Source organism: Exiguobacterium sp. s150 (assembly GCF_018618435.1).
Classification (GTDB): Bacteria; Bacillota; Bacilli; order Exiguobacteriales; family Exiguobacteriaceae; genus Exiguobacterium; species Exiguobacterium alkaliphilum.
This window is the reverse complement of the sequence record NZ_JACSMC010000017.1, coordinates 20,728-45,824: the sequence shown is the minus strand read 5'-3', so window position 1 is coordinate 45,824 and position 25,097 is coordinate 20,728. Positions and strand designations below refer to the sequence as shown.

The window sequence follows — 25,097 nt, the reverse complement described above, 5'->3', positions numbered from 1 at the left end:
ACCCGATATTTCGACGAACTTAACTAGGTGATCGTGCTCTTCGCTTCATATCTCATCTCCTCCTTAATTCTCTATTCCCGATTTCACGAAAAAAGCCACGGAACGTGTCCGTGGCTGAGCGATTATTTTAACAGATTGAGCATCTCGCGATTGAACGCCGGGATGTCATCCGGTTGACGGCTCGTGACGAGCTGTTCTTGGCAAACGACGACTTCCTTGTCGGCGTACTTCGCACCGGCGTACTCCATGTCGACTTTAATCGACTTGTAGCCCGTTGCGTCGCGTCCTTCTAATGTTTTCGCCGTAATCAACAACTGTGGTCCGTGACAAATCGCGAACACCGGTTTTTTCGCATCCATGAACGCTTTCGCGAATTGGACGAAACGGTCGTCTTCACGAAGCAAGTCTGGCGAGAAGCCGCCCGGTAAGAGCAGGGCATCGAAATCTTCTGGCGAGACGTCATCGATCGCTTTATCGATCGTCACTTTTGCTTCGCCTTGCTTCCCTTCAATCGTGTTCCCTGCCGATTTTTCAATCGTGACGACTTCGTGGCCCGCTTCCACCAACGCGTCGCGTGGCTCTGTAAACTCTACGTCCTCAAACATGTCTGTAATTAGCGTTGCTACTTTTGCCATGTTGAAACACTCCCTCAATTTGTTTTTTCACACATAGGGAGTGTTCCACTCGACCTTCTCCGTTAAACCTTCAGCGATACTTTGAGACGTACGGGTTCGTCCGTTCGAAGAATCGGTACGGGTAGTCTCGCGCCTCCCCGGTGTTCGGGATACCGACGCGAGGCCCGGCCTCGACATCCGTCACGGCTTCCCCTTCGACAATGAAGAGCGGCTCGTGTTGAAGCGAATGTCCGTATAAGTCCATCGTGATACCGAGCGCTTTCGTCAACTTACCCGGCCCGTTCGTCTGGTCGACCGGCTTCAAACCGGGACGGTGCTGGTCAATCAACGCCTGACCTTGTATCGGTTCGACCGCGCGAATCAAGACGGCCTCCGGTGTCCCGACCGGTCCGCTGACGACGTTCAAGAGCGTATGCGTGTGCATCTGATACGTGTAGACGTGACCCGGCAGGCCGAACATCACCTCGGTTCGATTCGTCCGTCTGCCGCCAAAGCTATGCGCCGCCCGATCGATAGCACCGAGATACGCCTCGGTCTCGACAATCTTGGCGATGATTTCGCCTGTCGGATGCTGATGGACGAGATAGTGCCCGAGTAGCGAACGGGCGAGTTCGAGTGTCGGTTGTTCGTAAAAGTCTTTAGGCAGTCGTTTCATCCTCATCCCTCCTCACTTTAGTTTCTCAAATGACGACGGGGCGCACAAAGAAGATGCCCGTTTCACAATCCGGTCGCGATGCGCAGGTTTTTCATGAGCAAGCGAGAAACTGTATTGTAGTAGAAAGTGAGGCGAACGCGCTCCTCGAACAGTTCGGAGATACGTTGTGGGAACTTGAGAGCTCTTATAAGCCGATTACCTAAACGACACGATGAAACGTAAAACGATCCAGGACCTCGATTGGTCCTGGATCGTTTTGTGTACTTACGATGCGAGCTTCATCGCATCACGTTGCTTTCCCAACTTCACGTAGCCGAGAATGACCGAGAAAATCGGGCTGAGCCAGAGGAAGAACGCGAACGGTGCGTATTCGAGCACCGGTACGCCGAGTGTCGCGGCGAAGAACGCACCCGACACGCCCCATGGAATGAGCGGGTTAATGACCGTCCCGCCGTCTTCGAGCGCACGCGACAAGTAACGCGGATCGATGCCACGGTCGACGAACCCTTGTTTGAACGCCTGCCCTGGGAGCAAGATCGACAAGTACTGTTCGCCGGCGAGCAAGTTGACGCCAATCGAGCTCAAGACGACCGACAACACCGAGCTACCCGGTGACTTCAAGCGTCGGAGCAACGCATCGACGATTGCTTGGAACACACCGAGTTCTCGGAGCAAGCCACCGAACGCGAGCGCGATCAAGACGAGGCTGACCGACCAGAGCATCGACTCGAGACCGCCGCGGTCGAGCACGGCCGCAATCGTTTCGTTTTCAACACCTGACTGGAAACCGCCTTGCATGACACCGAACCAGTTCGAGATGTTCCAGTTCCCTTGTACAAATCCAGCCGTCAACACACCGACAAACATCCCGACGAGCATCGTCGGCAACACCGGCATGCGGCGGAATGCGAGCACGGCGACGAGAATCGGCGCGAGAAGTGTCACCCAAGACAAGTTGAACCGGCCTGCGAGCGCGGCTTGTGCTTCCGCGATTTGGGCCGTGTCCGCGGCTTGACCGCTCCGACCGAGAATCGTGAACAAGACGAGTGTAATTAAAAAGGCTGGCACCGTCGTCCCCATCATGAAGCGGATGTGGTCGAACAGTTTGACACCAGCGACAGCCGGTGCGAAGTTCGTCGTATCCGAGAGTGGGCTCATCTTGTCTCCAAAGAGTGCACCCGAGACGATGGCCCCGGCGGCGAGCGCCGGTGAGATGCCAAGCGCCATCCCGATTCCAAACAAGGCGACCCCGACGGTACCGACCGTCGTGAACGCGCTCCCTGTGAACGTCGAGACGATCATCGTGATGAGCAAGACGCTCGGTAAGAACCATTGTGCTGAAATTGTATTTAAACCGATGGAGAGGATCGTCGCCACCGTGCCGGACATCTGCCATACGCCAATCAGCATCCCAATCAATAATAAGATCATAACCGGCATGATTGCTTCGCGAATCCCGTTGATCATCGCCGTCTCGATTGTCTTGAAGTCACGCGTGCGATAGTACGCGTACACCCCTACTAGTACCATTGTGCCAAAGATCGCCATATGTGGCGTCGCTTTGGCCAAAAACATCAGTGCGAGCAAGGAAATCCCGCTCAACAGCACGACGAATACAGCCTCTTTTCCTTTCATCTGCATCGACGTCCCCTCCTTTCAGTTCCATCTTTTTATTTTGCCTAACCGCTTAAACGCTTTTATGCACGAAAGCATGTCAGTGATGTTCTTTACTATACCTGCTTCTCTTTACCCTGTCAAACAACTTTTTATGGTAAAGTAAACGCTCGAGGGTGACCTCCGGAGTTCGTAACCTCCTCCGACATCAAAACTAGCGAAAAAGGAAGTGTGCATCATGCAACACGAAAAAGCATTGGTCGTCTTCAGTGGCGGTCAAGATTCAACCACTTGCCTATTTTGGGCAAAACAACAATTCTCTCACGTGGAAGCTGTGACGTTCGCCTATGGGCAACGCCACGACGCGGAAATCGAGGTCGCAAAAGAGATTGCGGCCGAACTCGATGTGCCGCACCACATCCTCGACTTGTCCTTACTCGGGCAACTCACATCGAACGCGCTCACGCGACACGATCTCGACATCGATAATGCGGACGTCCCAAATACGTTCGTCGATGGACGCAATCATCTCTTCTTGTCGTTCGCAGCCGTCATGGCGAAACAGCTCGGTATGCACCACATCGTGACCGGTGTGTGCGAAACTGACTTTTCAGGCTATCCGGACTGCCGCGACCAATTCATCAAATCACTCAACGTGACACTCAACTTAGCGATGGACTATCCGTTCGTCATCGATACGCCACTCATGTGGCTCGATAAGAAACAGACGTGGGAACTTGCCGACCGTCTCGGTGCGTTCGACTACGTCAAAGAGCGGACGCTCACGTGCTACAACGGCATCCTTGGCTCAGGCTGCGGCGAGTGCCCAGCGTGTGTGCTTCGTCAAAACGGCCTTGACGCGTACGAGGGGGTGCGTGTATGAAGAACGCCCCGTTCCTCGCCCCGACGAGCGTCGAAGCCAAACAAGACGGCTCGCTCATCTACTGTAAACACCGCGTCCAAATCGTCAAAGAAGTGACGTTTGACGCCGCCCACCACTTGTTCGATTACGACGGCAAGTGCCGTGCGCTCCATGGCCATACGTATAAACTGCAAATGGGCATCAGCGGCTTTTTAGACAACCGCGGGATGACGCTCGACTTCGGTGACTTGAAAGCCATCTTCAAAGAAGAGCTCGAACCGTATCTCGACCATCGCTATTTGAACGAATCGTTGCCATATATGAACACGACGGCCGAAAACATGTGCTATTGGATTTTCGAGCAGCTCGCCAAACACTTGCCTGACGAGCGCGACGTCCGTGTCGAGTTCGTCAAACTGTATGAGACGCCGACGTCATACGCCGAGTTCCGCCGCGAATGGTTGGTGGACTGATGAAAATCCCGGTCCTCGAAGTATTCGGCCCGACGTTCCAAGGGGAAGGCCGCGCCATCGGACAGAAGACGATGTTCGTCCGGACCGCCGGTTGCGATTATCGCTGTTCGTGGTGTGACTCCGCCTTCACATGGGACGGCTCGGAAAAACCAGACATGCTGTCGGCCGACGCCATCATCGAACGACTTGACGCACTTGGGATGTATGACTACGTCACGATCTCTGGCGGAAATCCTCTGCTTATCGCCGGCATGAAAGACTTGGTCGAGAAGTTGAAGGCACGTGGCGTCAAGCTCGCCGTCGAGACGCAAGGGAGCCGCTATCAAGACTGGCTCACGCAAATCGACGACGTGACACTCAGCCCAAAACCGCCCTCGTCCGGCATGTCGACCGATTGGGAGAAACTCGACGCCATCGTCGAGCGACTCCGTCCGGAACAGACGACGTTCAAAGTCGCCGTGTTCGATGAAATCGATCTCGCCTACGCAAAACAAGTCCAGACGCGCTATACGCCGGACGTCATGTATTTGTCGGCCGGCAACCCAGAGCCTGGTGCGGACGGCGACATCACCGACGCCCAGCTCCGTCGCTTGAAACAATTATGGGAAGACGTCGCGCGCGACCCTTCGTGGCAAAGCGTCCGTGTCTTGCCGCAGCTACACACATTACTGTACGCCAACGAACGTGGCGTCTAAGGAGAATGAATATGAGACCAGAAGACTTACAAGACTTGTCGCTCCTCGGACAGAAGAGCGTCCCATACATTTTTGAATACGCACCGGACGTCCTCGAGGCGTTCCCGAACCGTCACCCGGAGAACGATTACTTCGTGAAGTTCAACGCCCCGGAGTTCACGTCGCTCTGCCCGATCACGAACCAACCGGACTTCGCGACGATTTACATCTCGTACATCCCGGACGAGAAGCTCGTCGAGTCGAAATCGCTCAAACTCTATTTGTTCAGCTTCCGTAACCACGGAGACTTCCACGAGAACTGCATCAACGTCATCGGGAAGGACCTCGTCAAGTTAATGGAGCCGCGCTACCTCGAAGTGTGGGGCAAGTTCACACCACGCGGCGGCATCTCGATCGACCCGTACTACAACTATGGGAAGCCGGGCACGAAATACGAAAAAATGGCGGAACATCGCCTCTTCAACCACGACCTCTATCCAGAGACGGTCGATAACCGCTAAACGAAAAGTAGGTGCCCACGGGGCGCCTACTTTTTTTGGTAGCGATGGATTTTTCGTTTAATCGGCTCGCGAAACACGGTCGCGACGAGCGTCAAGACGGCGAAGACGATCAACGCGAGGACAATCATCTTGAAGTCCCCGGTCGCAATGCTGCTGCCGAGAAAGTTGTTCGCGAACGCGCCCGGGATCATGCCGACGACGGTCGCGAGGACGAACGCTGGCAGCTTCACTTTCGCAAGGCCCGAGACGTAGCTCACCAAGTCGAAGTTGACGAGCGGGATGAGCCGTAAGATGAGGACGTAGAAGAAACCGTCCTCCTCGATTTTTTGTTGTAGTTTTTTATAATCGGTCGATTCAAAGTGGTTCAAGAAGCGTTCCCCGAACCGGGTCGCCACGTAAAAGGCGACGAGCGCACTGAGCGTCGCCCCGATAATCGTGTATAACATACCCGGCAACGTCCCGAACGCGAGCCCCCCTGCAATCGACAGGACGGACGCGGGGAAGAGGATGAGCGGACGGAACGTATAGAGGATGATGAACACGACCGGTGCCATCCAGCCGAACGCTACGATATAGTCCCTAATCACGCCCGGGTTCAAGTCAATCCATTGATAAAGGAGCGTCGCCGTCCCAAAGATGAGCAACACGATGGCGATGACCCACTGCGTCTTCCACTTTTTCACCGAAACGACCTCCTCTCTTTCTTCCATCATATCGTCTCGCCCCAAAAAAGTAACGTCTTCCTTTTTTCGGCAATCCCGTTATGGTACGGTAAGAAAAAGCAGAAGGAGGACTCCCTATGTACTTGGCTGATGCCATCAAACTGAAGAGCCTGCTCCATAAGCAGATTGATAAGCTGTTAGAAGAAGTCGAGCGCGTCGCGTTCATCGAGCTCGAAAAAGACGAACCGCTCCCGACGATCCAGTCGCGTTCGCTCGAAGACATCGAAGTCGAACTCGAGTCGATTCGGCGTGATATGCGCCGTCTCGACCGCCTCGTCTACGAGGCCAACTTGAAGACGGTGATTGAGACGCACGACGGCCCGCTCCCGCTCGTCGAGGCGATTGAGTTCGCCATCCAATTGCGTGCTCAGGCCCGCATGTATCAAGACCTATCCGAGCGACCGAAGCGCGAGTTTCAATACGGTTTTGGTGAAGGGACGGCCGTCATCAAGCATGCGCTCTATGACCCGGAGCTATATCGCTTGAAGGCGATTGACGTCGAGAAACGGGCGAATCGCATCTCGAATGCCATCAACGCGGCCAACTATCGGACGGAGATCGACTTTGACCCGAGTCGATACATGTGACCTTGGCCCGGTGAGACTCCGGGTCAAGGATTGGCGCCAAACTCTCTCCAATGCGACTGGATGCGAACACGGCCATGGACCAACCAATCACCGATGACCGATGACACGTTCACCTGTCACTCGTTCCTAACCAGACACCATTCAAGTGCGCCGAAAACGCGCCGGGGAACACTCCCTGGCGCGTTTTTTCACGTGTGGTGATGATGGTCGTTGTGATGGTGATGGTGGTGCGAACTCGAACTACGTCGCGGTGCCGGCTCGTCGGCAAACTTTTCCCCGTCCAAGATGCCGAGCCGCTTGTATTGGCGGTCGATCCGCTCCTTCGTCTCGTCGTGCACGTGCGGTGACTCCATGACCAATTGATAGCTACCGAGCGCGACCCGGAACGGTTCCATCTGCGTCCGTTCGACCGGGAACGAAGTCACGTCACGCAAATAGTCAGCAAGCCGGTTCGCCGACTCGTCACTCGGATGGTCGGCCAAGTCGGACGCGAACTGCTGCATGTCTTTCAAGAGACCGTTCGTCTTCACTTGCTTACCGACACCTGTAACAACGGCGAACACAATCAGTGCGATGAACCCAATCATAAAAATCGGAAAGATACTGAACATTCCCGTGAACAACGAATCCCCCATCCCCGTCGAATCAATGTATACCTCTTCCCCGAATGCGAACGTGTTGACCATGACATCTCCCCCTTTTTTCCTAATATACGGACGCCCATTCATTTGGTTTCATGCCCACGAAAAAAAGCCGCGGCACTCGCCACGGCTCAATTTTCAGTTCAATTGTTTCTCCATCATGATGCGTGGCGCTCCGTCTTCTGTGTATGCCCCCATGATGTCGTAGCCACACAACAGGTTCAAGATGATGACGCCTTTATTCGTGTTCCGTGCTTTCGTTCGAATCGAGTGGAAGCCTTGCGCCTTCACCCATTCGAGCTGCGTGTCCATCAGCTTGCGGCCGATGCCATGTTTTTGAAACTCCGGATGCACGCCTCCGGCCCAGCTGTAATATCGGTACGGCTCGGCCTCATATCCAATCTTGAATCCGACGAGCCGCTCTTCTGAGAAAGCGAGCAATACGAGCGGATTGGCATGTCGATACAGTCTCTCCTTAAAGCGCAGTTGATCGATGTCGCCGTACAGGCTGCGGTACAGATTAAAGAACTCCTCTTCAAATTCGTTAAAGTGCGTCGTGACATCTTTCACGATAAATGAACTGGTCGTACTCATCGTTCCATCCCCTTTCAACGTGTGAACAGTGCTCGTACGTCTGTACACTTCGCCGTTTACTCGGATTTTCCTGTTTCGCGTTCAAATGCGGATAGACCTTTTTGTTTATACACGCCGAGCGAACGCTTCGGCAAGCTCTTGACCATCCAATTCTTCAAGATGCGCTGTTTGTCTTCTACCTTCAATCCATAGCCTTCCGTCACGACATGGCGCGCCCGTGTCGTCACGTCGTATAACGAGATCGCCGCGGCGACCGAGATGTTCAAACTTTGGACGTACCCTTGCATCGGAATCATGTAATTGCCGTCCGCTTTGGCGAGCGCTTGATCCGATACACCGTGATGCTCATTCCCGAACAAGAGCACGGTCGGTTTCGATACGTCGATGTCTTCAAGCGGGACCGCTTCCTCGCTCAGTGCCGTCGCGAGCACTTGATAGCCATCCGCCTTCAATCGATCAATTGCATCTTCAATAGAAGGATGTTCGACCACGTCGACCCAACGATCTGCGCTCTTCGCGATAATCGAGTTCGGTTTAAACTTGGCCCGACCTTCGACGACGTGAAGCGTCTGCACACCGAACGCATCCGCTGAGCGAAGCACCGCCGACTGGTTGTGCGGGTCATCGACCCCTTCCGTCAAAATCGTGATATGGTTCGTCCGTAACGCCAATACCTCCTGCATCCGTTTGACACGGTCAGGCATCAACATACTATACAGTAGTCGATCCTCTTCTAATAGAAGGCCCGACTGCAATAACTCCTCAAGCAATGCCGCTTGCTCTTCTTTTGATAATGCCGATGTCGTCTGTCTCCAACCCATGATTCTCGCCCCTTTCAACCTCTAGTATTGTAGCGGGATTCGATTGTGCTGACAAGTTAACGTCGCATCCCGCTGTTTCAGTCATTTTATGAAAATAAATGAAAATCAGGAAACCGGTTGCACAAACTTATGCAATCGATTACAATCATTAATGCAAGCGATTGCATAGACAGTCGCCATAGACAGATAAAAAGTTCCGTACAGGAAGGAAGCGTATTATATGAAACAACTTATCTCGTTCGATTTTTGGCAGAAGCTCGGGAAGGCCTTAATGGTCGTCATCGCCGTCATGCCTGCTGCCGGTCTTATGATTTCAATCGGTAAACTCATCGGCATGTCAGCCGGCGACGTCGGGATTTTACTGACGACGGCTCGCATCATTGAAGATTTAGGTTGGGGCATCATCGTCAACCTACATATCTTGTTCGCAGTCGCCATCGGTGGCTCATGGGCAAAAGATAAAGCAGGCGGCGCTTTCGCTGCCCTGATCGCTTTCATCTTAATCAACCGCGTCACCGGTGCCATCTTTAACGTCAACGGTGCCATGCTCCAAGATTCAGAAGCGACCGTGAAGTCGCTCTTCGGTGCCGATCTCGTCGTTGCCGACTACTTCACATCTGTCCTCGGTTCGCCAGCCCTCAACATGGGCGTGTTCGTCGGGATTATCGCCGGTTTCCTCGGCGGTGCTCTCTATAATAAGTTCTACAACTTCAACAAATTGCCGAACGCCCTCTCGTTCTTCAACGGGAAGCGTTTCGTCCCATTCGTCGTCATCCTCGGTTCAGTCGTCGCGGCCATCGCGCTCTCGATTGTCTGGCCGACGATTCAAGGGGCACTCAACAGCTTCGGTGAGTGGATCGCCACGTCACGCAACACGGCGCCTGTCCTTGCACCGTTCATCTACGGGGCACTCGAGCGTTTGCTCTTGCCGTTTGGTCTCCACCACATGCTCACCGTCCCGATGAACTATACGGAGCTCGGTGGCACATATACGATTTTGACAGGTGCGACAGCTGGTTCGGTCGTCGCCGGACAAGACCCGCTCTGGTTGGCATGGGTGACGGACCTCGTCAACCTCCGTGCTGCTGGTGATACGGCTGCCTACAACGCGCTCCTCGCGGATGTCGTCCCGGCCCGTTTCAAAGTCGGACAAGTGCTCTTGTCGTTCGCAGCGCTCATCGGTGCCGCTTACGCCATGTACCGTAACGTCGATGCGGACAAGAAAGCACAATACAAACCAATGTTCTTATCTGCTGGTCTCGCGGTCTTCTTGACAGGAGTCACAGAACCAATCGAGTTCATGTTCATGTTTGTCGCACCAGTCCTTTATGTCGTTTACGCACTCATGGCAGGTGCCGCCTTCGCCTTGGCGGACATCATCGACCTTCGTGTGCACGCGTTCGGTGCGATCGAGTTGCTCACACGCATCCCGATGATTGTCAAAGCGGGTCTCCTGCAAGACTTGATTAACTTCTTCCTCGTCGCCATCGCGTTCTTCTTCATCAACTTCGGTGTGTTCAATTTCTTCATCAAGAAGATGAACTTGCCGACGCCTGGACGTAACGGAAACTACATGGAAGAAACGACCGAGAAATCGACTGTGACAGGCAACGAGCAGGTCATGGGGATTATCGCCCTTCTCGGTGGGGAAGAAAATATTGAAGACGTCGATGCGTGCATGACACGTCTACGCGTCACGGTTAAAGATATGTCGCTCGTCTCGGAAGAGAGCGAATGGAAAAAGAACGGCGCCATGGGTCTCATCTTGAAAGACCGCGGTGTCCAAGCAATCTACGGCCCGAAAGCCGACGTATTGAAGTCAGACATTCAAGACGTCATCGGAGCATAATCAACAGGCCAGCTCGCTCGAGTTGGCCTGTTTTTTCTAAAGGAGGACTATCGTGAATATTTTGACGCTCAACTGCCACGCCTGGTTAGAGGACCGCCAACAAGAAAAAATCGACTTCATCGTCGAACGGATCGCGAGCGAGGATTATGACATCATCGCGCTCCAAGAAGTGAATCAACACAAAGAGGCCCCGATCGTCGAGGGGTTGATCCGGGAGAACAACTTCGCCTACGTGCTCGTCGAACGATTGAAGGAGCTCGGGGTCACGTATCACATGACGTGGGACTTCGCCCATTACGGCTATGACGTCTACGAAGAAGGTGTCGCCATTTTGTCGCGTACCCCGTTTTTATCGACCGAGTCGTTCTTCGTCTCGAAGACGACGGACCCGAACAACTACAAGTCCCGAAAGATCGTCAAGGCGATCGTCGACGGCGTCGATGCGCCGACGGCCGTTTACTCGTGCCATCTCGGTTGGTGGCATGACGAGGAAGAACCGGTCCGCCATCAGCTTGATGAGTTGCTGCGCCGTGCCGAAGAGGATGATCGTGCCCTTCTCCTCGGTGACTTCAACAACGACGCCTTTCTCCGCGGGGAAGGGTATGATTACTTGATCGATCACGGTCTCCAAGACTTGTTTCATTTGGCGACCGAACGTGAAGGCGATGCGACCGTCCAAGGCAAAATCGCCGGCTGGGACGAGAACAAGAAAGCGCTCCGAATCGATTTGATGCTGACGAACGCACCGATTCACGTGTCACGCCACGCCGTCGTCTTTGACGGTGAGAACGGACCGATCGTCTCCGACCACGCTGGCGTCGAAGCGACCGCCTTTTGGCGCTAAGGAATCCTTTTCTTTCACGATTGTGAGAGAAAAGGGTTTTTCTTTCGTCGTAAATTCGGTATGGTTGGAGACGACTGAAGTCTAACAACTTTGAACGAAAGAAGTGATTTTATTTTGACGACTACCCCATCGCTCAGCCGTACCGACTGGACGCTCATCTTATCGCTCGCCCTGCTGACATTCGTGCTCGGGACGAGCGAGTTCGTCATTGTCGGCATCTTGCCTGACATCGCCGACGGGCTCTCCATCTCAATCGCGACGGCCGGAACACTCGTATCCGCCTTCGCCATCACGTTCGCCATCGGGACCCCGCTCACGATGTCATTCACGAGCCATTTGCCGAAACGTAAGCTCATGCTCACGCTGACCGCTCTCTTTATCCTATTTAACTTATTCAGTAGCCTCGCGCCGACGTATGGCATCTTGCTCGTCCTTCGCATGTTGACCGCCGTCGTGACCGGGGTTCTCATCTCGCTCGCCATGCTCGTCGCAAGTGAATCGGTACCGACGGGAAAACGTGGCATCGCCATCTCGTTCATCTTCGGCGGGTTCACGATGGCGAACGTGTTCGGGGTCCCACTCGGTACGTTCATCGGGCAACGAAGCGGCTGGGAAACGACGTTCATCTTGACGACCGTCTTAGGTGTCGTCGCATTTCTCGCTGTGTACCGCGTCGTCCCGAGTCAGTTGACGAGTGTGCGGACGTCGATTGCCGACCAGTTGCGCCTGTTGACGAACCCACGTATTTTAATCGCCTTCTTCATCCCGGCGTTCGGTTTCGGCGCGACGTACGTCGTCTACACGTATCTCGTCCCGATTTTAAAAGGTGTGCTCGGTGTGCCGGTCGCTTGGGTCAGTCCGATTCTATTGGCGTACGGATTCATCTCGATTTTCAGCAACATGGCGGCCGGGAAAATCGCGAGTCACAATCCGATCGGCCGACTGCGTTTCGTCTTTCTCATCCAGGCGTTCGTCTTGGCCGCCTTGTACGTGACGACGTCGAACGTGACGCTCGGCCTCCTCAATATCGCGCTCATGTCGTTCATGGCGATCTTGCTCACGACGTCGACGCAACTGTATTTAATCGACTTGGCCGAGAAGTTCAATCCGGACGCCAAAGGGCTCGCCTCATCGCTCATGCCTGTCGCGAGCAACGTCGGGATTGGCTTCGGGTCTGCGCTCGGTGGACTCGTCTACGCGAACACACCCGTCATGACGCTCGCCCTCGTCGGAGGTGCCGTCGCGCTCTTGACGGCTTTACTCACCACGGTCAGCTATACGCTCGACCGACGCTAAAACAGCGTGCCCACCTCGGGCACGCTGTTTTCATAACCAATTTAAAATCTGTTCAATCGTCTCGTCGAGCTGCTCTTTCGCGCTGAGCGGACTGTCGTTATCGCCGTCTTGCGGTCCGTACATGCCGAAGTTGGCATGGTTGCCGTCTACAATCTCATAAAAGACGGCATCGTCCGGGACGTTTTCTCGGCTCGCCTCGATGTCAGTTTGCGTCGCGAGCCCATCGACTTCTCCAGAGATGGACAAGACACGTAGCTCGCTCTCCACCATCGAGCTGATCGGGTATGAAGCGAGGAAGATGACCCCTTCGACTCGGCTCTCGTTCTCGAGCGCAGAACCGGACGCGGCCGAACCGCCGAGCGAGTGTCCGCCGACGATCCAACGTTCGATGCCTGGATGAGCGGCGATAATCGTCTCCGCCGCATCGATATCTGCGATGCCGAGATTCAAGCGCAGCGACGGGATGGCGACAAAGACTCCTTCTTCCGCGAGTCTTGAGCCGTAGTAGGCGTATGCTTCTTTCTCGACTTTCGCACCCGGATAGAGGATGATTCCAACCTCGCTATCCGGATCACCAAATTCGAGACGATTGTCCACTTCCGTCGCCTCGGCCGCGTAACCGAGCGCTTCATCCGTCGGCCCATACGTCAGTTGCGTCCACACGAGGAAGCCGATGACGGCGACCAAAATGAGGCCAACTAGACCAAGGCCGATCCACTTCAACTTTTTCTTCATTATAAGACCTCCATTTGCATCCGTTTCAAGGTCACGGTACACTAGTAGTAAAAAAGGGAAATACCAGGGGGACACCATGACCAAGAGTACTGTAACCACGACGATTCAGTGGTTCATTTTTATTTTAGCTACAAATATTGTACCACCGCTTTCGATCGCTGCCTTATTCGAACTGTCGCCGGCCGATACGATGACGTTCATCTCACGTTCGCTGTTCGTCTTCGCGCTGTTTAGCATCATCCAGACGCTGCTCGGCCACCGTTTGCCGATTTTAGAAGGACCGGCCGGCATTTGGTGGGGCGTGTTCACGCTCTACGCCTCCATCGGTCCTGCGCTATACGGAAGCGGCCAAGAGACACTCCAAGCGCTCGGATTCATGTTGTTCTTGAGCGGTGTGCTCGGTGTGCTCATGACCGTCACCGGGATTTTACGTCGGATGCTGTCGCTCTTTACGCCGCAAGTGCTTGGCGTCTATATGATTCTCCTCGTCCTCCAGTTGTCAGGCGCCGTCATCAAAGGCGGATTTGGCGTGAGCGAGAGCGGTATCAATACGATTCAGGCTGTCGCGACGGCCGGTCTCGTCTTGTTCGCCCTCACGCTCGAACGGAGCCGCTTCAAACAGTACGGTCTTGTCATGACGCTCCTTGTCGGATTCGGGCTGTTCAATCTGCTCGGGCTCGGCAATCCAATTGTCCGTTCGGAGTCGTTCTTCCTCGTCCCTGAGTTGTTCCCGTTCGGGGCTTGGGTATGGGATTGGAACTTGCTGCCGACCGCGTTCGTCATCACGCTCCTCCTTATGACGAACGTGCTCGCCAACATCAAACTGATTGAACGGATTGTCAGTTCGCGGACGAAGCAACAAGTCGAAGGCAACGTCCCGGCGTCAGGCATCGTCAGCGGCTTCAGCCAAATCGTGGCCGGATTGTTCGGTACACCGGGCCCGGTCGCGATTTCAGGAACGGCCGGCTTCTTGTCTTCGACCGAGAGCGTGCACCGGGCACCGCACCTCGTCGCCCATACGCTCATGATGGTGCTCGCCTTGGTCGGTCCGTTCGTCTCGCTCATCGCGAGCATTCCAGCCGCGGTCGGCTATGCCATCGTCACCCCGCTCATCGCGACGATGATCATCATCGGGATTAACGAGGCGGCGTTCGAGTTGAATCAGAAGACGGCCTCGCTCACCGTCGGCCTCCCGCTCGTCATCGGGGCCGGAGCGATGCTCCTCCCGCCTGGCGCGATGAACGATTTGCCGCCGCTCCTTGCGACCGTATTCTCGAACGGACTCGTCCTTGGGACGATCGTCGCCTTGACGACGGCCATCCTGAGCCGCATTAGAGACTAAAAGAACTGACCTCGGCGCGAGGTCAGTTCTTTTTCGTGACGTGCATATGGAATGCCCTGTCGTGCGGCAAGACGGCACCGTCTTCAAGCTCGAAATGGGTACGGTCTTTGACATAGGTTGCAATCGAGCGCGTGTCACGGTGAAGCGCGCGTCTGAACGCCTGCTCGGCCGTGACCGGGCTCCCATCGTCGTTTCGTAACTCGAGCCCCATCAGTTTATACCCGAGCGTCTGGCCGCCACGGCTCATCTGGCACGCCTCGAGCGCATAGGCGACAAGCGTCGGGGTGATGACCGTATGGACGAACTCGCTCTTCACTTTCTTCCGGACGATTTGCTCGACACCGTAACTGACGAGTCCGGCGATGACGCTGTCGATCAACACCGCTTGCGTCCGTTTTTTCGTCAACGATCTCATCGGCTCATCCTCTGCATCATGCCTGACGTCAACACTTCCGTGTCTTGTCCTTCTTCGGCGGCCATAATCAAGGCGCGCGCCACATGGAGCGCTTGAATCGGCGCGGCGTCCGGTAACTTATCGAGTAAAAACGGTTGGAGCGGACGGCTAACGACCTCTGCTACCTTCTCGCCAAGACGGAACTCCTTCCGATCCCCGAGCAATAGCGACGGACGGGCGATAATCAAATGGTCGAACCCGAACACTTTCAGGCCGTTCTCGAGTTCCCCTTTGACTCGGTTGTAGAAGAACGGTGAGCGGAGCGACGCCCCTTGCGCCGAGACGACAGCGTAACGTGTCGCGCCATGTTGTTTGGCGATGCGCGCCGTCTCGAGCGGCAAGTCGAGGTCGACGTGTTTGAACGCATCTTGCGAACCAGCGACAGCAATCGTCGTCCCGAGCGCACAGTAAACGTCATCGACGTGAGGTAACGCCTCGTCCATCCCTTCAAATCCGACGACTTCATGTAATTTCGGATGCTGCCAACGGGTCGAGCGGCGGACTACCATCCATACCGCATCATATCGTTCCTCTTCAAGCAACTGCTCGACGAGCTCGCGTCCGATTAAGCCGGTCGCGCCGACCACAAGTGCTGTTTTCCCCATCCTCGTTCCCCCTTGATTCGTAGTTGCTTTCAGTCTAGCTGACTTGCCGTTCCTCGGCAACGACTTCGACCGGACGGAAGCGGTCGACGAGACGGAAGAATCCGTTCAAGAACAATGCGGTGAACGAACCAGCGACGATCGCACTATCAGTGAACAATTGAATCGGTTCCGGCATGTTGGCCACGATTCCTGGGTTGGCCGTGATGCCGAGCCCGATGCCAATCGAGAGCGCGATTGTAACGAGGTTCTCGTTCTTCGAGAAATCGACTTGGCTCAAGATACGAATCCCGGATGCGGCGACCGTCCCGAACATGACGAGCATCGCCCCGCCGAGCACTGGTTTCGGGATGAGTGTCGTGAACGTCGCCACTTTCGGTAAGAAACCGAGTAAAATCAAGAGCCCACTCGTCCAAAAGATGACACGACGGGATTTGACGCCCGACAGTTGCACGAGTCCGACGTTTTGGCTGAACGTCGTGTACGGGAAGCTGTTGAAGATGCCACCGAGAATCGTCGCGACCCCTTCAGCCCGGTAGCCTTTCGTCAATTCGTTCGAGCCAATCGGTTTTTTCGTGATGTCACTGAGCGCGAAGAACACGCCTGTCGATTCAATCATGGAAATGATGGCAACGAGCGTCATGACGAGGATAGCCGAGACGTTGAACGTCGGCATCCCGAAATAAAACGGTTGCACCATCTGGAACCAGCTCGCCTCTCGGACAGGGCTGAAGTCGACGAGTCCGAGCATGGCGGCCACACCGGTCCCAATCAAGACGGCAAACAAAACCGCTGCCGCACGGGTGAATACCGTCCCGACCCGATTCAAGACGATGATGAGACCGATTGTGAGTCCACCGAGCGCCAAGTTTTGCATCGAGGCGAATCCAGGCTCCCCTGCCGCGCCGCCGCCGATATCGTTGATGGCGACCGGGATGAGCGACAAGCCGATGACCGTCACGACCGAACCGAGCACGACCGGCGGGAAGAAACGAGCCAGTTTTCCGACGAAACCAGAAATCAGAATGACGATGATACCGCTCGCGATGAGTGCGCCGTAAATAGCGGTGATGCCGCTCGAGCTCCCGATCGCAATCATCGGGCCGACCGCGGTGAACGTACAGCCGAGCACGACCGGGAGACCGACACCAGTGAAACGGGTCGTCCATACTTGTAACAGCGTCGCGACGCCGCACATGAATAAATCAATCGCGACGAGGTATGCGAGTTCCGTCGGACCGAGCCCGATGGCACCGCCGACGATGAGCGGGACGATGGCCGCGCCCGTGTACATCGCAAGTAAATGTTGGAAACCGAGACTGGCCGTCTTGAACGTATTCATCGCACAGCCTCCACAAACGAGATGTGTCCCGCTTCAAGCTTACTGATTCGTGCGAGCGACTCGACACGATAACCGCGTGCGAGTAACTTCTCGCGTCCTGGTTGGAACGACTTCTCGATGACGATGCCGATACCGGCGACCGTCGCCCCAGCTGACTCGACGAGTTCAGTCAACCCGAGTGCCGCTTCCCCGTTCGCGAGAAAGTCGTCGATGACGAGTATGCGTTCTCCGGGTTTTACGAAGCGTCGGCTCAAACTGATGCGGTTCGTCTCTTGCTTCGTGAACGAGTAGACGTCCGCTTCGACGAGGTCGTCTTGGAGTGTCAGTGACTTACGTTTTCGGGCGAAGACGAACGGGACGTTCATCTCGAGTGCCGTCATCATCGCCGGAGCGATTCCGCTCGACTCGAGCGTGACGATGCGGTCGATGTCGAGATCGGCGAACCGCTCAGCGAACGCTTTCCCGATGTCTTGCATCAAGACCGGGTCGACTTGATGGTTTAAGAACGCATCGACTTTCAATACGTGTTCGGACAAGGCTTGTCCTTCTTCTCTAATCTTGTCTTCTAATCGTTTCATCTTATTCCCTCCAACAAAAAAATGCGATTCGTCACCCCAACTCGGGAGGCAACGAACCGCATGGAGACATGACGAATACACACGACTAGCGCCACCCGTAGTCGAACCATTTACGGTGGTTCGGTAGAGACTTGTGAGCCATATTCTCACGGATATACGAGTGCGAATCTATTTATTTATAAGATAGAACTTATTGTAGACGATATCTTTGGAAAAGCAACACTTTCTGAACGGATAGCTAAAAGTTCGATTTTTCTGAAACTGCTGTATACTGAACGTATACGAATCAGGATGGGAGCGATTATGCGATGAAGCTATTTGTATTAGGCGCGACCGGCCGGACCGGTCACCAGTTCGTCGACCAAGCGACCGAACATGGCCATCACGTCACGGCTTTCGTCCGGGAACAGAAAAAATTGATCCCGACGCCACAACTTGAAATCATCGAGGGCGACGTGACGGACGTGTCTGCATTGACGGACGCGATGAATGGTCATGACGCGGTCGTCAGCTGTCTCGGGACCGACCTTTCGGATGAAGACTTCCTCGCCCGCGTGACCGACGCACTCGTCCCGGCGATGAAAGCGAACGGCGTGACGCGCATCATCTATCTCGCCTCGGCCGGAATCGATCAGGAGATTCCCGGGCTGGCCGGAAAAGTCGTCACGTTCATGCTCCGAAAGCCGCTCCGTGATCACCGGGCCGCAGTTGACCTGTGGCGCAATTCGTCATTCGATTATACAATCGTGCGGCCGATGCAACTGACGGATGGCCCTCGGACGTCGGTGTATCGCGTGTCCGTCGATGGCATTCCAGAGAACGGGAAGCAAATCTCCCGGGCCGACGTTGCCCAGTTCATGTTGAATGCCGCTGAAGACCAGCTGTTCATCCGCCAATCGATTGGACTGGCGTACTAATTTTTTTCAATTCATGCTACAATATCGGATAGTTAAATTTGAAAGGAACGAATACAACACATGAGTATATTATCGGTACAAAACTTGAGCCACGGCTTCGGTGACCGCGCTATTTTAAACGACGTCTCTTTCCGCCTTTTGAAAGGCGAACACATCGGCCTCGTCGGGGCGAACGGTGAAGGAAAATCGACGTTCATGAACATCATCACGCGTAAATTGCAACCGGATGAAGGAAAAATCGAATGGGCGAAAAACGTCCGTGTCGGCTACCTCGACCAGCACGCGGTCCTCGAGCGCGGCATGACCATCCGGGACGTCTTAAAGAGCGCGTTCCAATACTTGATCGACATGGAGACACGCATCGGCGAACTCTACATGGAGATGGGTGACGCGACACCGGAGCAAATGGAAGACATGCTCGCAGAAGTCGGTGAGCTCCAAGAGACGCTCGACTCGAACGACTTTTACATCATCGATGCGAAAGTCGAGGAAGTCGCGCGTGGTCTCGGTATTCTAGACGTCGGGCTCGACCGTGACGTCACGGACCTCTCCGGTGGGCAACGGACAAAGGTGTTGCTCGCGAAGTTGCTTCTCGAGAAGCCGGACATCCTCCTCCTCGATGAGCCGACGAACTATTTGGACGAGGTCCACATCGAGTGGTTGAAGCGTTATCTTCAAAACTACGACAACGCGTTCATTTTGATCTCCCACGATATCCCGTTCTTGAATAGCGTCATCAACTTGGTCTACCACATGGAAAACCAAGACTTGTCGCGCTACGTCGGCGACTACGATAAGTTCATGGAAGTGTACGAGATGAAGCGCTCGCAGCTCGAGTCGGCCTACAAACGCCAGCAGGCGGAAATCGCCGACTTGAAAGACTTTGTCGCCCGGAACAAGGCACGCGTCTCGACTCGGAACATGGCGATGTCACGTCAGAAAAAACTCGACAAGATGGACGTCATCGAACTGAGTGCGGAACGTCCGAAGCCAGAGTTCCGCTTCCTTCAGGCCCGCACGTCAGGCCGTCTCATCTTCGACGCCAAAGGCCTCGTCATCGGGTACGATGAGCCGCTTTCACGTCCGCTCGACCTGCAAATGGAACGCGGTCAGAAAATCGCGCTCGTCGGAGCGAACGGAATCGGGAAGACGACGCTGTTGAAGAGTCTTCTCGGGTTGATCAATCCGCTCGAAGGCACGGTCGAACGCGGTGAGTTCTTGGAGATTGGTTACTTCGAACAAGAGGCGGCCGTCAGCAACAACACGTGTATCGAAGAAATTTGGAGCGAGTTCCCATCGCTCAACCAACAACAAGTCCGAGCCATGCTCGCGAAATGTGGGCTCATGACGAAGCATATCGAGAGTAAAATCGCGGTGCTCAGTGGTGGCGAGAAGGCGAAAGTCCGCCTCTGTAAGCTTCAAAACAACGAGTCGAACCTTCTCCTCCTCGATGAGCCGACGAACCACTTGGACGTCGATGCGAAGGAAGAGTTGAAGCGTGCGTTGAAAGAATATAAAGGCAGTATCCTACTCATCAGTCACGAACCAGAGTTCTATCAAGACATCGTCACAGACGTCTGGAACTGTGAGTCGTGGACGACGAAAGTATTCTAACTTGTAGAGGAAGTGTCGCATGACTGGCCCAATCCAATTGAACGAACGGATCGTTCTTTACGACATCATTCGAGGATTTGCCTTATGCGGCATTTTTCTCGTCAATATCCCGAGCATGCTCGGGAGCGACTGGATGTTCGGTCGCCCCGACTACACCGGAAGTGACTTGCTCGTCCGGACGCTGTTCGACATGTTCGTCCAGACGAAGTTTTACACGATTTTCTCGCTGTTGTTCGGCATCGGCTTCTCGATTTTCCTCGAGCGTTCGTACGCTCGGGGCGAGTCGGCGAGCCGCTACGTCCGACGTATCGTCATTCTATTTTTGTTCGGACTCGCTCACCTGGCCATCTGGTCGGGTGACATCTTACATACGTATGCGATGTGGGGCTTACTGCTTCCCTTGTTTTATCGCTTGAGTAATCGGGCCATCTTGACGTGGGCGTGGAGTTTATTGCTCGGAAGTTTCTTCTTGCTTTACGTCTCATCCGCGCTAGTGGAATGGACCAACGGCGGATTGTTTAACTCCGGTGTTCCGTTCCCGACCGTCTTCAATGGCGGGTTCAGTGTTTGGTTCGATTATCGTCTGAACGTCGAAATCTTTGCTGCTATCTCAAACTCCCTTCTCGTCGGGATTGAAATTTTAAGTATCTTCTTGTTCGGGCTCTATATCGGACGGGAGCGAAAGCTACTCACGTGGACCATTCAAGGACTGACACGGACGGCCATCGTCTGCGCCATGCTCGCCTTGCCGTTTTTCGGTGTCATCTTGTGGCACCATTACGGTGGCGGCGACGCCTATTACTGGATGAACTTGATTGCCGTCCTCGTCTCTGGGAAGTTACTCGCGACGACGTACGTCTGTCTATTCACGATCGCCGTCCGCAACGGGCGCGCATTCCGTCCGCTCCAAGCGCTCGGTCGGATGGCGCTGACAAACTATTTGACGCACACCCTCGTCGTCGTTTTGCCCGTTATCGCCCTCGGCTACTACGGTCGCCTGTCGTTGACGGAAGGTTTGTTCTTGAGCATCGCGATTTTGATTGCCCAAGCGTTCTTCTCGATGTGGTGGCTGAAGTCACACCGTTACGGACCGTTCGAGAAGTTGTGGCGCATCGGGACGTATGGGTTGCAACGAAAATCTTAACAAGCATCATAAAGGCTCGAAGCAGACGCTTCGAGCCTTGTTTACGTTAACGGTCCGGTTTTGCCTTCGTGTTCAACAACATCAGGGCGATTCCGATCCACAGTGTCAACCCGACGTACATGAAGAACGTATTGACGTTGAACAGTTGATTGTTCATGTAAATGGAAAAGACATCGCTCGTGATGCTGTTCGCGTAGTTTAAGTCTCCACGCCCCGGCTGATTTAAGACGATTTCCGTCACGTACGTCCGGTATCGGTCGAATGCATTCATCTGATAGCGATACCCCGCAACAAGCAATATCGGGAGAAAGAAGAAGCCGCCCCATAGTAAGCGTGGGCGCACGTTCGTCATCAGTTCCATCCAGCCGAGCATAAAAAGCAGGATGAAAAAGAAAAGAAAAAACAGGCCGATGAGCGCCGGATTCCCGTTTCCGGATATCTTCTCCGGTTGAACGGTCATCACGTTACCTAGATAGAAAATTCCGATACACACCCCAAACCCGAATCCCATCATCCAGCCGATTCGCTTCTTTTTCATCTGTGCTCCCCATTCATCGTTCGATTCATAATACAATCTTCCTCTTTCAATATAAGGCTAATTTTCCAAATTCTCCATAAAAAATGAACATCCCGTCTCCAGGATGTTCATTCATACGTCAGTTCGTCGCCGTCTCTGTCAACACAGGGACGATCTGTTTTTTCCGTGACACGACGCCAGGAAGTGTCGCCAACCCTTCTTGAAGTTCAACGTTGAACGCCTTCTCGAACAAGTCCTTTTTCTCACCGACGACGAGCGCTTCTGAGTCGTTCGTCAAAATGTTCGTGATGGCAAGAACGAACAGGTCGAGCTCTTTGTCCAACAACTTCACCGCCATCGCTGCTTCGACGTCCGCTTTACGGTTCAATACGTCGTTCGCGTCGACCGTGTTCACTTGTGCGATTTCCACACGGTAGTCGCCCATCGCGAACTCTTTCGAGTCGAGCGTGATGAGTTCAGGCACGGTCTTTTGGCTCAAGTCAGCCCCCGCTTTTAGCATCTCAAGACCGTACGCCTCGACGTCTGTCCCAGAGATCTCAGCAAGCTCTTTCGCTGCTTTGATGTCCTCGTCCGTGCACGTTGGTGATTTGAAGAGGAGCGAGTCCGAGATGATGGCCGAGAGCATCAAACCAGCCATGTCCGGAGCGATCTCAATCCCGTGCTCTTTGTAGAGTTTAAGTAAAATCGTCGCCGTGCAACCGACTGGCTCGGCCCGGTAGTAAAGCGGGTCTGCCGTTTGGAAGTTCGCGATGCGGTGGTGATCGATGACTTCGAGAATGCGCACGTCTTCGATGTCGACGGCACTCTGTTGGAACTCGTTATGGTCGACCAAGATGACCGCGTTCGCTTCGTCTGAGACGCGTTCGACAAGACGTGGCGCTTTGACGCGGAAGTGGTCGAGTGCGTATTGTGTCTCGTTGCTCACTTCACCGAGACGGACAGCCTCTGCGTCCATCCCTAATTTCTTCTTCAGCTCCGCGTAGGCGATCGCTGAACAAATCGTGTCCGTATCCGGATTTTTGTGTCCGAAGACAAGTACTGTACTCATAGTTCATTCTCCTCACTGAATTAGTTTTCCCTCATTCATTATAACGTCTATGCCCGTTCTTTCAATTGCAAAACAAAAAGAGCCCGCGGGCTCTTTATGCTTGTTCGTCTTCGTCCGTCTCTTCGAGGTCCGAATGATCCCCTTTTGAGTCTTCCTCGTGCGAGATGTCGGGCTGATCGCGTTTCAACTTCTCACGTTCTTCTTGTTCGCGTTTGTCTTTGTCTGACATGCGTCTTCACCCTTTCGGTTTTGTCATGTCATAGACTGTTCCCCGCGGATGTTTGATTCAAACAGATGTCACCCATCTGTTAACGAATTGTGATGTTACGCTTGCACGAACACGACTTCGTCGCCGCGAATCTCGACGTTGACGTCCTGCCCTTGGAATAACCACTCGTCTTGTTCGGCTACGACGAAGCGAATCCCGTCCGCCTCAGTCTCAACCGCCGCGTTATCGATGTCTTCTGTGATGACGCCGACCGAGAAACCGTGCGTCAAGTCCGTCGAACCCCCATACTTAGCAAACAAGCGCACCGTCTGGCCTGATTTCACTTCCATCTCGTCTTTAAAGAATTGTAATGCTTCTTCTGTCACGTTGATTTTCATCTGACATCCTCCTCTCGACTTCTGTCTTCATTCTAATCGTTTCGAAATAGTCGAGCGAGGAAGTTGCCTAGAGGGTCGTCCCTGACAAGTACGTGACCGTCAAACTTTCCTGGACGACCGGCGCGCCCGTCATTTCCTGGAACGTGGCCTCAAACAAGGCGCGCCCGATGTCTTCGTTCGGGGAGCGCATCGTCGATAAACCGAACGCCTGGCCAATCGGATGGCCGTCAAAACCGAGCACAGCGATGTCATGCGGCACCTGAAGGCCGCTACGGGTCGCTTCCCCTAAAAAACCGAGCGCGACATAGTCAGACGAGAAAAAGAGCGCATGGGGGCGCTCCTGTTCAGAGAGGAAAGCCGAGACCAACCGCTTCCCGTCCTCACTCGTCAAGTATCCGCTATAGACCCATCGCTCACGCGCGGACGCCACTTCATCGAAGTATGCCTGCTGACGCGCGATGGAGCTTGGACTGTCCGGCCTCGACAAGACGATGCCGACGTCTTCATAGCCTGCCTCTGTCAAGACACGAAGGCCGGTTTGGAATGCGGTGTAATGATCGACGTGCACAGACGAAATCGTCTCCGGTGCACCGACCGTCGCGACGGAAATCGGACCATAGGCTCGATACGTCTCCATCTCCTCGAACGTCATCGTATGCGATAGGACGATCGCCCCGTCAACTTCCCGATGTTTCAACAAGTCGAGCGCTTGACGTTCTTGGTCGAGCCGATATTCGGTTTGCCACATGACGAGTCGATAGTCTTTCGCTAGCGCGGCTTTGGCCAACCCGTTGACGAACAAGCCATAATACGGATGGTCCATATACGGCAAGATGACGACGAACCGCTGTGTCCGCCCGGTCGAGAGCGTCAACGCTTGTTGATTCCGCAAGTAGCCGAGCTCTTTCATCGCACGCTGCACCCGCTTTCGTTTCTCGTCAGACACGTACGGATGCGCATTGATGACGCGCGATACCGTCGTCACGGACACGTCTGCATGTTTCGCGATATCTCGAATGTTCGCCAACTCGTCTCACCTCAGTTTGTCAGTCTTTGCATATAGTGTACCCAGTTTGCATCTGGACTGCCACCCTTGTCGATCACTTGCACGCGAATCGCCTGTACGAGACGAAACCGTTCCTCGATTGGCAACTGAAGGAATTCATCTTGAAAATGGCTACACAACATTCTTCCGAACGGTGTGTACAACTGATTGATTACCAGTTCATAGACGATTCCGCTACAAAACGTCTTCCATGTCGATCCATTCATCGGATTTCCCCTCCTTTGGTTCAAGCGTACAAGCTGAAACGCGTTTCAGAGCAAGCATTATTTTCATTTCATCGATTTCCGAACGATTAACGCTTTCATTTGAATTTTTATAGTTTT

At 54.2% G+C, this 25,097-nt stretch carries 30 protein-coding genes and 1 riboswitch; of the genes, 12 read left to right on the top strand and 18 right to left on the bottom strand.

The features are described 5' to 3' along the window. Positions 1-122 precede the first annotated feature (122 nt). The 3 genes from KNP76_RS09615 to nhaC all read right to left on the bottom strand — a co-directional run bounded on the left by KNP76_RS09615 (position 123) and on the right by nhaC (position 2,931). Positions 123-635, bottom strand: a complete 513-nt coding sequence (locus KNP76_RS09615) for a type 1 glutamine amidotransferase domain-containing protein (RefSeq protein ID WP_034816779.1) — start codon at positions 633-635, stop codon at positions 123-125. A 70-nt stretch (positions 636-705) separates the two neighbouring features. Beyond that, complete coding sequence (locus tag KNP76_RS09610; RefSeq protein ID WP_034816780.1) at positions 706-1,296, bottom strand: DNA-3-methyladenine glycosylase; 591 nt, start codon at positions 1,294-1,296, stop codon at positions 706-708. 258 nt (positions 1,297-1,554) lie between these two features. Then, positions 1,555-2,931 (bottom strand): Na+/H+ antiporter NhaC, encoded by a 1,377-nt coding sequence (gene nhaC / locus KNP76_RS09605; protein ID WP_214844430.1) that lies wholly within the window; start codon positions 2,929-2,931, stop codon positions 1,555-1,557. A 211-nt stretch (positions 2,932-3,142) separates the two neighbouring features. Between nhaC and queC the strand changes: the two genes are divergently transcribed. From queC to queF, 4 genes are read left to right on the top strand one after another with little or no spacing between them, the layout of a single operon-like run. Continuing rightward, on the top strand, positions 3,143-3,787 hold the full coding sequence (gene queC, locus KNP76_RS09600) for a 7-cyano-7-deazaguanine synthase QueC (protein ID WP_034805173.1): 645 nt from the start codon (positions 3,143-3,145) through the stop codon (positions 3,785-3,787). Then, positions 3,784-4,239 carry a 6-carboxytetrahydropterin synthase QueD gene (gene queD, locus KNP76_RS09595; protein ID WP_029333810.1) on the top strand — a complete coding sequence of 152 codons (456 nt, stop codon included), beginning with the start codon at positions 3,784-3,786 and terminating at the stop codon, positions 4,237-4,239. Before queC ends, queD begins: the two co-directional genes overlap by 4 nt. Further along, a complete protein-coding gene (gene queE / locus KNP76_RS09590) occupies positions 4,239-4,934 on the top strand; it encodes a 7-carboxy-7-deazaguanine synthase QueE (RefSeq protein WP_214844429.1) in 696 nt (231 codons plus the stop codon). The genes queD and queE overlap by 1 nt, the downstream gene beginning before the upstream one ends. 11 nt (positions 4,935-4,945) lie before the next feature. Further along, positions 4,946-5,434, top strand: a complete 489-nt coding sequence (queF, locus tag KNP76_RS09585; protein ID WP_029333812.1) for a preQ(1) synthase — start codon at positions 4,946-4,948, stop codon at positions 5,432-5,434. Between the two features lie 26 nt (positions 5,435-5,460). Here queF and KNP76_RS09580 read toward each other — a convergent pair whose 3' ends face one another. Further along, on the bottom strand, positions 5,461-6,117 hold the full coding sequence (locus KNP76_RS09580; protein ID WP_214844428.1) for a TVP38/TMEM64 family protein: 657 nt from the start codon (positions 6,115-6,117) through the stop codon (positions 5,461-5,463). 116 nt (positions 6,118-6,233) lie between these two features. Between KNP76_RS09580 and KNP76_RS09575 the strand changes: the two genes are divergently transcribed. Beyond that, complete coding sequence (locus KNP76_RS09575) at positions 6,234-6,743, top strand: hypothetical protein (RefSeq protein ID WP_034805178.1); 510 nt, start codon at positions 6,234-6,236, stop codon at positions 6,741-6,743. 188 nt (positions 6,744-6,931) lie between these two features. Here the strand turns inward: KNP76_RS09575 and KNP76_RS09570 are convergent, their stop codons facing one another. The 3 genes from KNP76_RS09570 to KNP76_RS09560 all read right to left on the bottom strand — a co-directional run bounded on the left by KNP76_RS09570 (position 6,932) and on the right by KNP76_RS09560 (position 8,799). Then, complete coding sequence (locus KNP76_RS09570; protein WP_214844427.1) at positions 6,932-7,429, bottom strand: hypothetical protein; 498 nt, start codon at positions 7,427-7,429, stop codon at positions 6,932-6,934. Between the two features lie 93 nt (positions 7,430-7,522). Further along, positions 7,523-7,978: a GNAT family N-acetyltransferase gene (locus KNP76_RS09565; protein WP_246514274.1), complete on the bottom strand. Its 456-nt coding sequence runs from the start codon at positions 7,976-7,978 to the stop codon at positions 7,523-7,525. A gap of 56 nt (positions 7,979-8,034) precedes the next feature. Further along, positions 8,035-8,799, bottom strand: coding sequence for a TrmH family RNA methyltransferase (locus KNP76_RS09560; protein ID WP_034816786.1), 765 nt, complete (start codon positions 8,797-8,799; stop codon positions 8,035-8,037). Positions 8,800-9,019: 220 nt separating this feature from the next. On the opposite strand from KNP76_RS09560, the gene KNP76_RS09555 reads away from it, so the two are divergent. The 3 genes from KNP76_RS09555 (at position 9,020) to KNP76_RS09545 (ending at position 12,788) form a co-directional block, all read left to right on the top strand. Further along, positions 9,020-10,648 (top strand): PTS transporter subunit IIBC, encoded by a 1,629-nt coding sequence (locus KNP76_RS09555; protein ID WP_034805186.1) that lies wholly within the window; start codon positions 9,020-9,022, stop codon positions 10,646-10,648. Between the two features lie 52 nt (positions 10,649-10,700). Next, positions 10,701-11,492 (top strand): endonuclease/exonuclease/phosphatase family protein, encoded by a 792-nt coding sequence (locus KNP76_RS09550; protein ID WP_034805189.1) that lies wholly within the window; start codon positions 10,701-10,703, stop codon positions 11,490-11,492. Positions 11,493-11,606: 114 nt separating this feature from the next. After that, complete coding sequence (locus KNP76_RS09545) at positions 11,607-12,788, top strand: MFS transporter (protein WP_034805191.1); 1,182 nt, start codon at positions 11,607-11,609, stop codon at positions 12,786-12,788. A 30-nt stretch (positions 12,789-12,818) separates the two neighbouring features. Here the strand turns inward: KNP76_RS09545 and KNP76_RS09540 are convergent, their stop codons facing one another. After that, positions 12,819-13,523: an alpha/beta hydrolase gene (locus tag KNP76_RS09540; RefSeq protein WP_214844426.1), complete on the bottom strand. Its 705-nt coding sequence runs from the start codon at positions 13,521-13,523 to the stop codon at positions 12,819-12,821. Positions 13,524-13,599: 76 nt separating this feature from the next. On the opposite strand from KNP76_RS09540, the gene KNP76_RS09535 reads away from it, so the two are divergent. Then, a complete protein-coding gene (locus KNP76_RS09535; RefSeq protein WP_214844425.1) occupies positions 13,600-14,865 on the top strand; it encodes a purine/pyrimidine permease in 1,266 nt (421 codons plus the stop codon). 22 nt (positions 14,866-14,887) lie between these two features. Here the strand turns inward: KNP76_RS09535 and KNP76_RS09530 are convergent, their stop codons facing one another. From KNP76_RS09530 to KNP76_RS09515, 4 genes are read right to left on the bottom strand one after another with little or no spacing between them, the layout of a single operon-like run. Next, entirely contained in the window at positions 14,888-15,280 is a 393-nt protein-coding gene (locus tag KNP76_RS09530; RefSeq protein ID WP_214844424.1) for an RDD family protein, read from the bottom strand. After that, positions 15,277-15,924, bottom strand: a complete 648-nt coding sequence (locus KNP76_RS09525) for an NAD(P)H-binding protein (RefSeq protein WP_214844423.1) — start codon at positions 15,922-15,924, stop codon at positions 15,277-15,279. Before KNP76_RS09525 ends, KNP76_RS09530 begins: the two co-directional genes overlap by 4 nt. Positions 15,925-15,958: 34 nt before the next feature. Then, positions 15,959-17,263, bottom strand: coding sequence for a nucleobase:cation symporter-2 family protein (locus tag KNP76_RS09520; protein ID WP_211780098.1), 1,305 nt, complete (start codon positions 17,261-17,263; stop codon positions 15,959-15,961). Continuing rightward, positions 17,260-17,841 carry a xanthine phosphoribosyltransferase gene (locus KNP76_RS09515; protein ID WP_034816795.1) on the bottom strand — a complete coding sequence of 194 codons (582 nt, stop codon included), beginning with the start codon at positions 17,839-17,841 and terminating at the stop codon, positions 17,260-17,262. Before KNP76_RS09515 ends, KNP76_RS09520 begins: the two co-directional genes overlap by 4 nt. A 78-nt stretch (positions 17,842-17,919) precedes the next feature. Further along, a riboswitch (purine riboswitch) is annotated at positions 17,920-18,021 on the bottom strand. Between the two features lie 128 nt (positions 18,022-18,149). On the opposite strand from KNP76_RS09515, the gene KNP76_RS09510 reads away from it, so the two are divergent. From KNP76_RS09510 to KNP76_RS09500, 3 genes are read left to right on the top strand one after another with little or no spacing between them, the layout of a single operon-like run. Further along, positions 18,150-18,758, top strand: coding sequence for an NAD(P)-dependent oxidoreductase (locus KNP76_RS09510; protein ID WP_034816796.1), 609 nt, complete (start codon positions 18,150-18,152; stop codon positions 18,756-18,758). 60 nt (positions 18,759-18,818) lie between these two features. Then, positions 18,819-20,372, top strand: a complete 1,554-nt coding sequence (locus KNP76_RS09505) for an ABC-F family ATP-binding cassette domain-containing protein (RefSeq protein WP_034805204.1) — start codon at positions 18,819-18,821, stop codon at positions 20,370-20,372. A gap of 19 nt (positions 20,373-20,391) precedes the next feature. Next, positions 20,392-21,516: a DUF418 domain-containing protein gene (locus KNP76_RS09500; RefSeq protein ID WP_214844422.1), complete on the top strand. Its 1,125-nt coding sequence runs from the start codon at positions 20,392-20,394 to the stop codon at positions 21,514-21,516. A 46-nt stretch (positions 21,517-21,562) separates the two neighbouring features. Here the strand turns inward: KNP76_RS09500 and KNP76_RS09495 are convergent, their stop codons facing one another. From KNP76_RS09495 to KNP76_RS09475, 6 genes are all read right to left on the bottom strand, one after another. After that, positions 21,563-22,054 (bottom strand): hypothetical protein, encoded by a 492-nt coding sequence (locus KNP76_RS09495; RefSeq protein WP_214844421.1) that lies wholly within the window; start codon positions 22,052-22,054, stop codon positions 21,563-21,565. A 118-nt stretch (positions 22,055-22,172) separates the two neighbouring features. Then, positions 22,173-23,102: a manganese-dependent inorganic pyrophosphatase gene (locus KNP76_RS09490; protein ID WP_034805211.1), complete on the bottom strand. Its 930-nt coding sequence runs from the start codon at positions 23,100-23,102 to the stop codon at positions 22,173-22,175. Positions 23,103-23,196: 94 nt separating this feature from the next. Beyond that, a complete protein-coding gene (locus tag KNP76_RS15960) occupies positions 23,197-23,331 on the bottom strand; it encodes a hypothetical protein (protein ID WP_255344253.1) in 135 nt (44 codons plus the stop codon). A 95-nt stretch (positions 23,332-23,426) separates the two neighbouring features. Further along, complete coding sequence (locus KNP76_RS09485; protein WP_029333828.1) at positions 23,427-23,708, bottom strand: HesB/YadR/YfhF family protein; 282 nt, start codon at positions 23,706-23,708, stop codon at positions 23,427-23,429. 67 nt (positions 23,709-23,775) lie between these two features. After that, entirely contained in the window at positions 23,776-24,735 is a 960-nt protein-coding gene (locus tag KNP76_RS09480) for a LacI family DNA-binding transcriptional regulator (protein ID WP_214844420.1), read from the bottom strand. Positions 24,736-24,746: 11 nt separating this feature from the next. Then, positions 24,747-24,980, bottom strand: coding sequence for a hypothetical protein (locus KNP76_RS09475; protein WP_034805217.1), 234 nt, complete (start codon positions 24,978-24,980; stop codon positions 24,747-24,749). Positions 24,981-25,097 lie beyond the last annotated feature (117 nt).